Source organism: Pseudohongiella sp. (assembly GCF_040877505.1).
Taxonomy (GTDB): Bacteria; Pseudomonadota; Gammaproteobacteria; order Pseudomonadales; family Pseudohongiellaceae; genus Pseudohongiella.
Genome location: NZ_JBBDNQ010000008.1, coordinates 38,451 through 51,662, shown reverse-complemented (window position 1 = coordinate 51,662; position 13,212 = coordinate 38,451). Strand labels below are relative to the sequence as shown.

The following is a 13,212-nucleotide window of genomic DNA, read 5'->3' as shown; positions in this document are numbered from 1 at the left end:
TGGTTTGAGAACCGTGGTTTGAGCACCGTGGCCTGAGTACCCGTGGCAGTGCCCGCCGAGAACAGTCAGAGTTACAACATAGACGTTAATTAAAACAGAGGTAGCACATGAACAAACACCAATCTTTCACCCACAAGCGATTACTGCTGACAGCAGCGTTGTCGGGCGCGCTGACGCTGCTAGCCGGGTCAGCACTGGCGCAGCCGGGCGCAACCGGCCCGGCCGAGCACGCCGACATCGAACCCATCAACAACCTGCCCAACCCTTATGAAACCATCCGCGACTGGGGCACATTGCCCGACGGTCGCAGCTGGGGCTCGGTCAGCGCAGTGCATGTCGACGTCGATGGCGTTCATGTGTGGGCCGGCGACCGATGCGGCGCCAACTCCTGCGCATTATCTGATGTCGATCCGATTGTGAAACTGGACCCGGAAGGCAACGTCGTGCAGAGCTTTGGTGCCGGCCAGATCCTGTGGCCTCACGGCATGGAAGTGGATCACGAAGGCAACATCTGGGTTGCTGATGCCCGTTCTGCCAATGCGCAGGAACTGGAACAGAACCCTGACGCCTATGGTGGCCACCAGGTGGTCAAGTTCAGCCCTCAGGGAGAAGTCCTGATGGTGCTGGGCACGCCAGGTGAGGCGGGTAACCCACCCACGCATTTCACCGAGCCCAACGATGTGCTGGTGGCGCCGGACGGTCATATTTTTGTATCGGAAACGCACAGCGCCCAGTTCCGCGATGAAGATGGCCCTACCTCAATGAGCCGTATTTCCAAGTTCGCGCCAGATGGCACATTTGTGAAGAGCTGGGGTAGCTGGGGCTACGGCGAGGGCGAGATGCGCTCACCGCACGCCCTGGCGATGGACTCGCAGGGGCGCATTTTTGCCGCCGACCGCGGCAACCGTCGTATCCAGATATTCGATCAGGAAGGGGAACAACTGGACACCTGGTATCAGTTCAGCCGCATCAGTGGCCTGTTTATCGATGACAATGATGTGCTTTATGCCATCGATTCGGAGTCAGACAGCAACTACAACCCGGGCTGGCGTAAAGGCATGCGCATAGGCAGTGCGCGTACGGGTGAGGTCTGGTACTACATTCCCGAGCACAACTCCGAACGCCCCACCGGCATGGGTGGTATCGGTGCCATGGGTGAAGGTGTGACCGTGGACAGCGCCGGCAATATCTACGCGGGTGAAGTCGGCCCGGTGCAGGGCATGACCAAGTTCATTCCCCGGCTGCTGCCCGACAACTTCCCCTCGCATTGATAACCTAAACTAAAATGTAACAGGCTGTTGAAAAACGTTTTCGAGGCAGCCAGTGCGAGGCAAAAACAGGCGAAAAAGCGGAGTTTACACGTAGTAAATGAGCATTTTGAGCCTGTTTTTAACGAAGCAATGGCAACGTAGATAGTTTTTCATCAGCCTGTCAGTTCAGCAGATCAAGGATAACCGGCACCATCGACAACACCAGCAAACCCGCCATCAGATAATTGAAGCGCCGCAGCCACAGCGGATCTGCCAGCAGTTTCTGCAGACCCACACCAAACAACAACCACGTTAATGCACTGGGCACCGATGCCGTGATGAAGATCAGTGTCATGTTGATGATTTGTCGGCTCATGCTACCTTCCGCAACCGTGAACGCAGCAATCGCGCCGGTCGCCATCACCCAGGCTTTTGGATTGACCCACTGGAACGCCGCCGCCTGCAGAAAGGTCAGCGGCCTGATGTCCTTGACCTGTTCCGGTCGGCCGCTGCGGGCAATGCGCCAGGCGAGATATAAAAGATAGAGGATACCGACGACGGAAATGACGGTGTGCACTGCGGGATAGCGCTGGAACACCGCGCCCAGGCCCAGGCCAATGCCCAGAAACATCGCGGGAAAGCCGATACAGACACCCATCAGCAGGGGTACACTGCGCCGGATACCAAAATTGACGCCCGAGCTCATCAGCATGACGTTGTTGGGGCCCGGGGTGATCGCCGCCGACAGGGCGAACAGAAAAACCGATATCATGAATTGTGCAGTGATAGGGAAATACCTGTGTTCTAGTAAACTGTTGTACCGGCTGTCACTTAGTCATTCGCCCCGGGTAGTATACTCTCTGCCCCTGTTTAAGGAGAAACACCCATGAAGTTATTAACCCTTACCGGCGCCATCGCGCTAACCGTCAGCGCCTGGAGCACCGCGCAGACCTTTACCACTGGCGAGCCGCTGGGGTCCGTCAATGAGGCCGGCGAACCTACCCCGATGTCTTCCAACGTCAAGGTTTATGGCAGTTTCCGCTTTGCTGAAAGCTGCACCTTCGACCCGGAGCGCAACCTGATCCTGGCCATGAACGCTGGTGTACCACAAAACATGCAGGAAAATGACGGTTATGTGTCGCTGATCAACCCCGATGGTTCCGTGCATACGTCTAAATGGATCGGCTTCAGCCGCGACGAGCTGACCCTGAACCAGCCGCTGGGCAGCGCCATCCGCAACGGCATCCTGTATGTTGCCGACACCGATCATATAAGAACGTTTAATCTCACCAGTGGCCACCCACTGGAGGCGCACTCGGTAACTGCAGCCGGCGCCAATGGCCTCAATGGTATCGCAGTGGCTGAAGATGGCAACATCTATGCCTCCAACACCCGTGAACCGCAGCGGGTTTATCGCATAACGCCTGAAGGTGAGGCATCAGTTTTCATCGAAGGCTCAGCATTGGCTTTGCCCAATGGGGTCGCGGTCGATAACGACGGTAATGTAGTTGTTGTTAACATTGGAAATAATGAGGTAATGACGTTCAACACGGATGGCGAACTGATCAATACTGAATATGCGGCGGAGAGTGGTAATGATGGCATCATTGTCACCGAAGATGGCACCCAGTATGTCAGCAGTGTGCGTTATGGCAGTATCTCGAAAATTGTACCGGGCGGTGACGCTGAGGTGATTGCCGTGGGGATTCCGAGTGCGGCGTCGATCTGTTATGACTCGGTGCAGAATCAGATTGTGATTCCGATGAATAACAATAATGCGCTTGGGTTTTTGCCGCTTGATTGATTCGTTCGGCTAATCCTCTGTCTGAGACTGCAGGGTCTGTGTTAATCTTGGCGCCGTTTGCAGTATTGAGGCCAATGCAGTGACCTCCCGTCGTGATGCGCTTAAATCCCTGCTGCTGGGCAGCATGATTGTCTCCGCACCCAATTCGTTGGGTGCGCTGGCTGCGGCTGCGTCCGATTCTGGCCAACCATTGCGGATTCCGCCTGTGTTAACAGGCGACTGGCACAACGGCGTACGTGAGTTCTTCCTGACTCTGCAAGCGGGCACAACTCGCTTCTATCGGGATGTCGACACACCCACCTGGGGTATCAATGGCAGCTATCTGGGCCCCACGTTGCGTATGCGCGACGGCGACCCTGTGCGACTGCATGTGCACAATCAGCTGGACGAGCAAAGTGTGCTGCACTGGCACGGCATGGATGTGCCGGCGCGTGCGGACGGTGGCCCCAATCAGCAGGTTCTGCCCGGTGATACCTGGTCGCCGGCATTTCAGGTCAGGCAGCCTGCCGCCAGCTGCTGGTATCACTCACACACCATGCATTTAAGCGGCCCGCAGGTCTACAAGGGCCTTGCCGGCATGCTGATTATTGATGATGACAGCAGCGATCAGCTGGATTTGCCTTCAGACTACGGTGTCGACGATATTCCGGTGATTATTCAGGATCGCATCTTCGATGCTGACGGGAATATGGTGTACCCGGAACGGATGGAAGACCACATGGTGGGTGTGCGAGGTGACACGATTGTGGTCAACGGCACACTTAATCCAATCTTCCGCGCCAGCACCGGACGTATTCGTCTGCGCTTGCTGAACGCGGCAAATGCCCGCAACTTTACCCTTGCGCTGAGTAATGGCCAACGCTTCTGGCAGATCGCCACCGACAACGGCCTGATGGAGGCACCGGTAGAGCTGACACAACTGGTGCTGACACCCGGTGAACGCGCCGAGATTATTGTGGATACACGTGGCACCGAGGCATTCAAACTGATCAATGTGCCGGTACCGCCCTCCAATGTGCCGCACTATGGCTTGTTCACTGAACTGCTGATGCAGATGGATCGGCAGGCGTTTGATATCCTGACGCTGCAGCCGTCCGGAGAGTCAACGACCGGGTCGCCGCCAACGTTACCGCAGCAGCTTGCCCATATCGACTGGATTCCGCGGGAAGCGGCCACCCGGACGCGACGCATGTTGTTACAGATGGGCGAAGGCCAGGGCAATGGCGGTGGCCTGGGCGGGGGCCCGCGCAGTCGCAAGGAATTTGGTGGCTGGGGTGGCGGTGTACACAAAATCAATGGCCGCAAGATGGACATGAATTACATTGAGGCCACCATCATTGCCGGCACCACCGAGATCTGGGAAATCGCCAATGAAACCCCGATGATTCACCCGTTTCATATCCACAAGGTGCATTTCCAGATTCTGGAACGCAACGGTGAACCGCCATTGCCATCGGAGCGTGGCCTCAAGGATACCGTCAACGTTCCCGCACAAGGATCGGTCAAGGTTATCGCCAAATTTACCGGCCCTGGCGATCCGATAACAACCTACATGTTTCACTGCCATATTCTGGAACATGAGGATCACGGCATGATGGGTCAGTTCATTATTGTCTAGCAGGCAATTTCTCAACACCCGGTTAATCAACGTAGACGATAGTGCCTGCGTGTTCCCCGCGCAAAGCCCGCGAGATGTTGTCCGGGTCCCGCCCATCCACCAGCTGAAACTGCTTCACCAGGCGTGCGGTTTCCAGCACGTCCAGCAACACCTCATCAAAGGGCAGGGTTTTTAGGTTCAGTGCACGCAGTTCAGCCACGCTGATACGTGCAATAAACTCAGCATCGGGGTTCAGTTTCGGGTCATCGGTATAAAGACCTTTGACATCCTTGACCAGGATCGCGGACTGGCAACCAAAACATTCGGCCAGCATCACGCACCCAGTGTCGGTACGGTGAGCCGGAATACGGCCAATCGCAGGCGGATGCTCCCACAGCGAGAATGGCGGCACACCGTTAAATATGACACCCGGCACCGAATTGATAAACAACGGCAGCAAATGACCGAACATGGCTGGCGGTATCGCTACCACACCATGAGAGGCGAGCAATGTCCCCAGAATATGCGCATTGCCCAGCGCGTCCGCGGTCGACAGTTCAGCCAGCACGCCGGTAGGCAAACCCAGATCGAGACCCACGGAAAACACATGCCTGGAACGGGCACCACAACCCACACCCAGAATAAGTTTGTGTTTCTGCAGCTCCTTACCCAGTCTGTCAATCACCGGCAAAACAATATCCTTGCCAGCCTCGATAATTGAACGCCCACCGATCTTGACCACATGGGCATTGGGCAACATGCGCACCACGGGTGTTTCGGTGCTGGCCATGACGTTTTTGTCGAGCAGGCTTTCGCGCGCCAGCAGTGAGTGCATGTGGTGCTGATGTTTATTTGAATCTGTCTTTTTTTCTGAATCGTTCTGCTTGTCTGAATCTTTCATAGTCAATCCGCGCTGATGATGGTGCCAACCGGTTCGCCATTCAGGGCCCGGGTGAGGTTGCCTGGTACCAGGCCATTGATGATCTGGATGCTGCGCCGGTGTTCGGCGTTTTCCATCATGTCCAGCACGCTGTGCTCCACCACCAGGTCGGGCAGATCCATCGCCTTGAGTTCCGCCACCGTGATGTTGTTGATGAATTTTGCATGTTTGTCTTTTTTCGGATCAGCGGTATACAGGCCGTCTTCGTCTTTTATGTAAATCATCGAGCGGGCGCCAAAGGTTTCACTGATCAACCAGCTGCCGGTATCCGTGCGGTTGGGCGGCAGGCGCCCGATTTTTGGATTGGGCTGCCAGAACGTATAGGGTGGCATACCGAAAAAAATCACGGCCTGCCTTTCCGCCAGATACAACGGCAACTGCGCAAACTGTATGGGTTCAATGAAGGGAATGCCCTGGTCGGCCAGCAGGTAGTGCAACATGCGCGCGTTCTGCATGCTGACAAAGGTGCCCAGAACACTCAGAACACCCGTGGGCATGCCCAGTTCAACGCCAACACTGTAGGCGTGACGGGCACGTGTACCCGCACCGGTGCCGATGATCATTTTATGCTGTGGCAGATTCTGTTTGATCTCGTCCAGCAGGGGGTATACCGCAGAGCGGCCGCGATCGATAAAACTCTGACCACCGATTTTGATCACATTGGCTTCGGGCAATATCTGCCGCCCCGGCATGGTGCCGGTTCGGGCACGCAGTTCGCTGTCGGTCAGACTGCCCGAGACCAAGGCTTCGCCCAGATCGCTTAGTATTTTGTCATTCATGCTTTTGCTACTTTCATAATAGGGCTACTTTCATAAATGGGGCTATTTTTTAATGGAGCTACTTCTTAATGGGGCTATTTCCTTATGGGGCTATTTCTTAATGGGCCTAATTCATACCGTTTTTACAGTATCGCCAGTGCCCAGCCTGCTGCGCCACTAAGCAGAACCACCAGCCAGGGTGGCAGTTTCCAGAACATCAACGCTACCAGCGCCAGCAAGGCCAAGGCAAATTCCTGCGGCCCCAGTATCGCGCTGGTCCATACCGGATCATACAGTGCGGCCAGCAACAGACCCACCACACCGGCATTGATGCCCATCAATGCGGACTGCATGCGGGCATTGGCGCGCAACTGTTGCCAGAACGGCAACGCACCGGCAATCAACAAAAAGGATGGCGTGAAAATGGCAAGCAAACAGATGATGCCTCCCAGCCACGCCGTGGGCGCCTGCGTCATCGACGCACCGAGGAACGCCGCAAAGGTAAACAGGGGACCCGGCACCGCCTGCGCCGCGCCGTAACCAGCCAGGAACATGTCTTCCTGCACCCAACCGGTGGGCACCACTTCCGCCTGCAACAGGGGTAACACCACATGGCCACCACCAAACACCAGCGACCCGGCCCGATAGAAAGAATCGATCAGCGCCAGCGTTTGTGAGGGGAACAGTTGCAATAGCAGCGGCAGCGCAAACAACAAAACAAAAAACAGGCACAGAAAGAATGCGCCAGTGCCACGGCTGACCGGCACCTGCCAGTCGTCAATAGCATCGGTTGCGGGTGGTTTGAACATGACCAGGCCTGCCAGCCCCGCTGCCACGATCACACCCAGCTGCGCGTAAACGGTTGGCAACATCAGTACCAGACAGGTTGCGATGACCATCAAGGTGATGCGCGGGGTGTCCGGACACAGGTTACGCGCCATGCCCCATACGGCCTGCGCAACCACCGCGACCGCGACCACTTTCAGCCCGCTCAACAGCCCCGACGACACAGTGCCATCGGCAAAACCGGTGATACCCACCGCCAGTAGAATCAAAGCCAACGCTGAGGGCAGCGTAAAACCCAGCCAGGCCGCCAATGCGCCGGTATAGCCGGCCCGCGACAGCCCCACAGCCAGACCCACCTGACTGCTGGCCGGACCAGGCAGAAACTGGCACAGCGCGACCAGGTCGGCATAACTCTGTTCGCTGAGCCAGTGTCGACGACTGACAAATTCGTCACGGAAATAGCCGATGTGGGCAATCGGTCCGCCGAAGGAGGTCAGGCCCAGACGCAGAAATACAAAAAAAGTTTCCAGTGCGCTGGCTTTGTTGTCGCGTTGGTCTGACATGAAAACTCCCGTGCCAATCAATTCTGCAGTGCGGCCAGAAACTCCTTCACTGCGGTTGCATTGCCTTTGAACACCACACGCTCGTGATGTTTGCGACCCTGATAGTCGTACATCGGATCGTAGTAGTCGCGCAGCAGGCTGCGAATCCAGACCCGGTGTTCAGTGTTGTCGCCCGCCCGATGCGCCTGAATCGCGTGCTCCATCTGCTCACTGATGAAGGTGTATTGTTCGCCGCCCAGACGTTTGCGCACGCGGAACAGGGAGTCACGCAGATCCTCGATGAACAGTTCAAAACCCTGTTCGTCACCTGCGTGCTGCTGCCACTCGGCAGACTTGCGCAGGATGTAGTTGATGTAGGAGTGTTCGGTACGCGCCTCCAGATCACTTTGCAGCTGGATCAGCGGCGCTTTTGCCATGGTTTCACGCAGCACATGCGGCAGCGCACAACGACCGATCAGGCGGCTTTCATCTTCCAGCACCATGGGTTTGCCCGGATGTCGATACTGATGTTTGAGCATGGCAATGATCAGCCGGTTCTCAAAATCAATCTGTGACGGCTGCCCGTCCGCGCGTCTGCCAAAGGCACTGCCCCGGTGATTGGCGATGCCTTCCAGATCAACCGCGTCAGGTACCTCCAGTAACAGGTCGGTTTTTGCCGACCCGGTGTGTCCCGCCAGTATCAGGATTTTCTGATCAAGGCAGATCTGCTCTAAACAACTCAGCAGAAACTGCCGCATGGCTTTGTAACCGCCTTCGACCCGCGGGTAGTCGAGGCCGGCGTCGTGCAGCCATTGCTGGCAGATCTGCGAACGCAGGCCACCGCGAAAACAATACAGATAGCCAGTGGGGTGCTGACGCGCGTGCTCCAGCCAGGCATTGATTCTCTGCGTTTTGGTCTCGCCATTGACCAGCTGATGCCCCAGCGCCATAGCGGCCTGTTGTCCGTGCTCTTTGTAACAGGTGCCCACCGCAGCGCGTTCGTCGTCGGTCATCAAAGGCAGATTGACGGCGTCAGGAAATGCACCGCGCGCAAACTCCACGGGCGCTCGCGTATCGATCAGCGGTGTATCGTTGAGAAACAGCGACAGGTAGTCTTGTGTATCGACCCGCATATCAGACCAGCCACACACGAAAATCTGAATTATTGACCAATGTGTCCGATACCGCTTTCAATTCCCCGATCGGTGAGCACAAGGCGTCAGCCACGCCCTGCTGGCGCAGCACCGCCTCGACTTCGTCTCGGCTGTCGGGCTCGACCGCAATCAGCAGACCGCCACTGGTTTGCGGATCACATAACAGATGACGCTGAGCATCATCCATCGGGGCCAGTTTATGGCCATAGCTGTCGAAGTTACGCAATGTGCCGCCTGGCACACAACCTTGTGCAATGTAGTCGCGCACCGCTGGCAGCACAGGTACCCGGTCGGTGTCGAGATCGGCATATAAATCACTTCCCTCGCACATTTCCAGCAGATGCCCCATCAGGCCAAACCCGGTGACATCAGTCATCGCTTTGACGCCGGCAATCTGCGCCAGCGCCAGCCCGGGCGTGTTGAGCTGACACATGACGTCGCGCGCCAGAAATTCGTGCTCGGGCTTCAGTTTGTTCTGCTTTTGCGCGGTGGTCAGCACACCCACTCCCAGCGGCTTGGTCAGATACAGCAGACAACCGGCCGTCGCGGTGTTGTTCTGTTTCAGGTGCTCGCGTGCCACCAGCCCGGTCACGGCGAGGCCAAACACCGGCTCCGGGCAATCAATGCTGTGACCACCTGCCAGCACCATGCCCGCATCCGCGCAGGCCTGACGCCCCCCATCTACCACCTGACCGGCGATCTCCGGCGACAGCTTGTCCACCGGCCAGCCCAGAATGGCAATGGCCATCAACGGGCGGCCGCCCATGGCGTATATATCACTGATGGCATTGGTGGCCGCTATGCGCCCGAAGTCAAACGGATCGTCGGCAATGGGCATAAAAAAATCCGTCGTACTGAGGATAACCTGGCCGTTGCCGATGTCATAGGCAGCAGCGTCATCTTTGGAACTGTTGCCCACCAGCAAGTCGGGGTCAGTGGCAAACTGTCGTTGCGAGGCCAGTATACGGTCAAGCACCGCCGGGGCGATCTTGCAACCGCAGCCAGCGCCGTGACTGAAGGCGGTGAGACGAATTGAACGGGCCTTGGCCGCCGGATCAGAAGATGACATGGTGATTTCCGAGAAGTCGAATTTGTCCGGATTATATCGCGCCAGACCGGCAATTACTCTCATCACGATAGTAACGGAGGGACAGCACGAGTACTCTTGACCGCAATGGAGGAACGCAGTTATGGACGACAGAGATATGGCAGCATTTACGCATAACAGTGATGAACCCCACGATGAGCGCTCTTTGGCGCAGCGTTGGGACGAAGATGGTTATTTGTTGCTGCGGGGATTCTTTGATCCACTACGTATCAGACGCATCAATGACCTGGTCGACCGGTTGTGGGATGAGCGCCGGGACACAAACAGTAATCTGGTCATCGACGTAGGCCTGAATACCGCTCAGCATCACAGAATCCGGTTCCATGACGCACCTGATAAATCCCGGACATCTCCCCACAAAATCAATGACCTGTACCTGAACTACGAAGAAATCCGGCAGGTAGTTCTGGATCAGGAGCTTACCCGCATTATTGGGCAGTTACTGCAAGGCACGCCTCTGGTCATCAATACGCTCAACTTTGAACTTGGGTCACAGCAGGATGATCATGTTGATACGTTTTACATGCCACCCAGAAAACAAAATTGCATGCTGGCCACATGGATAGCGCTGGAGCCGGTTTCGATTGAGGCAGGCCCTATTCGCTACTACCCGCGAAGTCACAAAATACCCCCTTATCTGTTCTCCCATGGTAAAACCAACGCCATCGCATCGGAGCTGCCCGGATTTTACGAGTATATGGCCAGAGAGCTCGAAAGCAGACGTATTGATCCCAGAGTGTTTACCGCCGAAGCGGGCGATCTGTTTATCTGGCACGCTCAGCTCCTGCATGGCGGAACACCCATAAAGGATGCGGCTAAAACCCGCCGTTCCCTGGTGACACATTATTTCCGCAAGGCCGAGTACCGGCATCTGTTCTGGCGCCTGAAAAAGGTCCACGAGAACGGCTACTTCTACAAAAGGCCGCATCAGGCACCGAGCTGAACCAACGTCTTCAGGCTGATCAGACATCTTGACGCCTTTGCGGGAATGAAGGATTCTGCTCTGCACGCGTTGCAACTTGTCTGCATCAACAGCTTGCCCAGGGAGACTCGATTATGATCAAGCATTGGCTTTCGCTCTCGGTTTTCAGCGCTGGTTTGCTGGCGGCCACGTCGGCATTTGCCCAGGTCGGCGACGGCAACAACGCCCTGCCCGATGGGCCGGGCAAGGATCTGGTTGAAATTGCCTGCACGTCCTGCCACGGTCTCAATCTGATTCAGCGCTCCGCTGGTTATGCCTCTGCCGCTGACTGGCACCGGGTATTTTCCACCATGGTCAGGTTGCCCGACGCGCAGGCAGAAACCATTGCCAACTACCTGGCCACGCACTTCCCCGAAGACACCAGCCGCCGCCCGAATCTGATTAGCGGTGACTTCAATATCGATATTACAGAGTGGCAGGTGCCCACCCTGGGGCAGCGTTCACGTGACCCTGCCGAAGCCCCGGATGGCTCCATCTGGTGGACGGGCATGTGGGCCAGCCTTGCCGGTCGTCTGGACCCTGAAACCGGACAGATGGATGAATTCAAATTACCGCCGGGCGCGCGCCCACACACCATCGTGCCTGATGACGATGGCAATATCTGGTACACCGGTAACAGCAACAGCACCATCGGCATGCTGGACCCGGAAACCGGCATGGTCACTGAGTATCCGACTCAGGCACGCGACCCGCATTCGGCGGTGTTTCACCCCAATGGCAATCTGTTCTTTACCTCGCAGGGTGCGGGCATGCTTGGGCGGCTGAACCCGGACACGGGCGAGATGCGGGAAATCGCAACCGAACCCAGACCCTACGGCATCAAGGTGGATCAGGCTGGCGATGTGTGGATCGCCTACAACGGCACCAACAAGCTCGGCCGCATGGATCCGGACTCGATGGAGGTGCAATATTACGAGGTACCGGATGAGCGCACTCGCATCCGCCGCCTGGATCTGGACAGCCAGGGCAACGTGTGGTTCGTCAATTCCACGCTGGGCAAAATCGGCAGGCTGGACCCCACCACTGGCGACATAACGCAATGGGATTCGCCCAGCGGCGCCGACTCACATCCCTACTCCATGGCCGTCATTGACGATGTGATCTGGTACAACGAGTCCGGCATGCGGCCGGATGCGATGGTGCGCTTTGATCCGGCTTCCGAACGCTTCCAGAGTTGGGCGATTCCATCAGGCGTGGGCATTATCAGACACGTGTGGGTGACCGAGGACAACAACCTGTTGATCCACCAGAGCAGCAGCAACCAGATCGGTCTGGTCAGGATTCCCTGACATCGGCGCCAGCAACCTCGACGCGCCCGCTGTACAGATTGACCAGTTGCCAGCTTGCACCATCACTGGTGCCTGGCGGTGAGGCAAGCGGCACCGTCAGCATCGGTATGTGACTGCCGGCCTGGTTAGCCGTCTGCGGGTTTGGCCAGGGCCAGGCGGTCGCCACCACCGAGTTGAAGTGAATATTGCCAAGGCGACTTTGTTGCAGTTGATGCACATGGCCGTATATCACGTTGACCTGCTCAAACGGCGCCAGCATGGCGTGCAGCATGTCAGCGTCATCCGTCCAGAAGTTCCACGACTTACGTATTTTCTGCAGAGGTGAATGAGATAAAACCACAATCGGCGTACTGCGTTCAATTCGGTCCAGGTCTGCCTGCAGCCATTGCCGCTGCATGTCTCCGACCATGAACGGTGACATGCGCGGACTGTCCAGGCCCGTCATCTCCGCCATGCGGCGTTCAGCAGATTCCCAGCGGTGCAGCGTCCAGTCTTCGCAGGTGAGGACACTGTTCAGCACAATGAAATGTACGCCCTTGTGATCAAAACTGTAGTTCTGCCGACCGAACAATTCGCGCCAGTGCGCACCCAGATCAAGATAGTAGTCGTGTTCGCCCATGACCATGTGTACAGGACAGTGCAGGCGGGACAGAATATCGGCACCATGATCCAGCTCTGCTTTGCTGCCCAGCTGCGCCAGATCGCCACCGAACACAACAAAGTCGGGGCGCGGCGCCATCAGATTGACTTCGTTGACTGCCCGCAGCAACGCCTGATCCTGACGCCGGACAAACTGACTGCCGCGTATTTGCTGCAGATGTGAATCAGAAATGCAGGCAAAACTGAAATCATTCTGCGCCTGCGCGAATGCCAGTTTTACCACGCTGACCGGCACCACACCCGCGATGGCCGTTTTCAATGCTGTGCCAATAAAGTTGCGCCGATCCATTGCTGCTCTCCTGCGGCCAGACTGCTTTCCCGGCCTGATACGCCCTGCGCGTT

12 protein-coding genes are annotated in these 13,212 nt (G+C 56.8%); 5 read left to right on the top strand and 7 right to left on the bottom strand.

Going from position 1 to position 13,212, the window contains the following annotated elements; all coding sequences use genetic code 11:
• Positions 1 to 107 precede the first annotated feature (107 nt).
• A complete protein-coding gene (locus tag WD071_RS02790; protein ID WP_368046792.1) occupies positions 108 to 1,271 on the top strand; it encodes a peptidyl-alpha-hydroxyglycine alpha-amidating lyase family protein in 1,164 nt (387 codons plus the stop codon).
• Positions 1,272 to 1,431: 160 nt separating this feature from the next.
• Here the strand turns inward: WD071_RS02790 and WD071_RS02785 are convergent, their stop codons facing one another.
• Positions 1,432 to 2,022, bottom strand: coding sequence for a LysE family translocator (locus WD071_RS02785; RefSeq protein ID WP_368046791.1), 591 nt, complete (start codon positions 2,020 to 2,022; stop codon positions 1,432 to 1,434).
• A gap of 114 nt (positions 2,023 to 2,136) precedes the next feature.
• On the opposite strand from WD071_RS02785, the gene WD071_RS02780 reads away from it, so the two are divergent.
• On the top strand, positions 2,137 to 3,054 hold the full coding sequence (locus tag WD071_RS02780; RefSeq protein ID WP_368046790.1) for an SMP-30/gluconolactonase/LRE family protein: 918 nt from the start codon (positions 2,137 to 2,139) through the stop codon (positions 3,052 to 3,054).
• Positions 3,055 to 3,133: 79 nt separating this feature from the next.
• The gene (locus tag WD071_RS02775) at positions 3,134 to 4,672 is read left to right on the top strand and encodes a multicopper oxidase family protein (protein WP_368046789.1); all 1,539 of its coding nucleotides are present in this window, start codon (positions 3,134 to 3,136) and stop codon (positions 4,670 to 4,672) included.
• Between the two features lie 22 nt (positions 4,673 to 4,694).
• Here the strand turns inward: WD071_RS02775 and WD071_RS02770 are convergent, their stop codons facing one another.
• The 5 genes from WD071_RS02770 to selD all read right to left on the bottom strand — a co-directional run bounded on the left by WD071_RS02770 (position 4,695) and on the right by selD (position 9,900).
• Positions 4,695 to 5,552, bottom strand: a complete 858-nt coding sequence (locus WD071_RS02770) for a uridine kinase (RefSeq protein ID WP_368046788.1) — start codon at positions 5,550 to 5,552, stop codon at positions 4,695 to 4,697.
• Positions 5,553 to 5,554: 2 nt separating this feature from the next.
• Positions 5,555 to 6,370: a uridine kinase gene (locus tag WD071_RS02765; RefSeq protein WP_368046787.1), complete on the bottom strand. Its 816-nt coding sequence runs from the start codon at positions 6,368 to 6,370 to the stop codon at positions 5,555 to 5,557.
• 122 nt (positions 6,371 to 6,492) lie between these two features.
• The gene (chrA, locus tag WD071_RS02760; protein WP_368046786.1) at positions 6,493 to 7,698 is read right to left on the bottom strand and encodes a chromate efflux transporter; all 1,206 of its coding nucleotides are present in this window, start codon (positions 7,696 to 7,698) and stop codon (positions 6,493 to 6,495) included.
• A 17-nt stretch (positions 7,699 to 7,715) separates the two neighbouring features.
• The gene (gene mnmH, locus WD071_RS02755) at positions 7,716 to 8,810 is read right to left on the bottom strand and encodes a tRNA 2-selenouridine(34) synthase MnmH (RefSeq protein WP_368046785.1); all 1,095 of its coding nucleotides are present in this window, start codon (positions 8,808 to 8,810) and stop codon (positions 7,716 to 7,718) included.
• 1 nt (position 8,811) lies between these two features.
• The gene (selD, locus tag WD071_RS02750; protein ID WP_368046783.1) at positions 8,812 to 9,900 is read right to left on the bottom strand and encodes a selenide, water dikinase SelD; all 1,089 of its coding nucleotides are present in this window, start codon (positions 9,898 to 9,900) and stop codon (positions 8,812 to 8,814) included.
• 121 nt (positions 9,901 to 10,021) lie between these two features.
• Between selD and WD071_RS02745 the strand changes: the two genes are divergently transcribed.
• Together WD071_RS02745 and WD071_RS02740 are read left to right on the top strand one after the other, a co-directional pair.
• The gene (locus WD071_RS02745; RefSeq protein ID WP_368046782.1) at positions 10,022 to 10,882 is read left to right on the top strand and encodes a phytanoyl-CoA dioxygenase family protein; all 861 of its coding nucleotides are present in this window, start codon (positions 10,022 to 10,024) and stop codon (positions 10,880 to 10,882) included.
• Between the two features lie 113 nt (positions 10,883 to 10,995).
• Complete coding sequence (locus tag WD071_RS02740) at positions 10,996 to 12,210, top strand: hypothetical protein (protein ID WP_368046781.1); 1,215 nt, start codon at positions 10,996 to 10,998, stop codon at positions 12,208 to 12,210.
• Here the strand turns inward: WD071_RS02740 and WD071_RS02735 are convergent.
• Complete coding sequence (locus tag WD071_RS02735; protein ID WP_368046780.1) at positions 12,197 to 13,159, bottom strand: metallophosphoesterase; 963 nt, start codon at positions 13,157 to 13,159, stop codon at positions 12,197 to 12,199. The two genes, WD071_RS02740 and WD071_RS02735, sit on opposite strands and share 14 nt — an antisense overlap.
• Positions 13,160 to 13,212 lie beyond the last annotated feature (53 nt).

Excerpts from the sequence above, each read along its gene's own strand:
- WD071_RS02790 (WP_368046792.1), top strand. The coding sequence starts at position 108 with ATGAACAAACACCAATCTTTCACCCACAAGCGATTACTGCTGACAGCA.
- WD071_RS02785 (WP_368046791.1), bottom strand. The coding sequence starts at position 2,022 with ATGATATCGGTTTTTCTGTTCGCCCTGTCGGCGGCGATCACCCCGGGC.
- WD071_RS02780 (WP_368046790.1), top strand. The coding sequence starts at position 2,137 with ATGAAGTTATTAACCCTTACCGGCGCCATCGCGCTAACCGTCAGCGCC.
- WD071_RS02770 (WP_368046788.1), bottom strand. The coding sequence starts at position 5,552 with ATGAAAGATTCAGACAAGCAGAACGATTCAGAAAAAAAGACAGATTCA.
- WD071_RS02765 (WP_368046787.1), bottom strand. The coding sequence starts at position 6,370 with ATGAATGACAAAATACTAAGCGATCTGGGCGAAGCCTTGGTCTCGGGC.
- chrA (WP_368046786.1), bottom strand. The coding sequence starts at position 7,698 with ATGTCAGACCAACGCGACAACAAAGCCAGCGCACTGGAAACTTTTTTT.
- mnmH (WP_368046785.1), bottom strand. The coding sequence starts at position 8,810 with ATGCGGGTCGATACACAAGACTACCTGTCGCTGTTTCTCAACGATACA.
- selD (WP_368046783.1), bottom strand. The coding sequence starts at position 9,900 with ATGTCATCTTCTGATCCGGCGGCCAAGGCCCGTTCAATTCGTCTCACC.
- WD071_RS02745 (WP_368046782.1), top strand. The coding sequence starts at position 10,022 with ATGGACGACAGAGATATGGCAGCATTTACGCATAACAGTGATGAACCC.
- WD071_RS02740 (WP_368046781.1), top strand. The coding sequence starts at position 10,996 with ATGATCAAGCATTGGCTTTCGCTCTCGGTTTTCAGCGCTGGTTTGCTG.
- WD071_RS02735 (WP_368046780.1), bottom strand. The coding sequence starts at position 13,159 with ATGGATCGGCGCAACTTTATTGGCACAGCATTGAAAACGGCCATCGCG.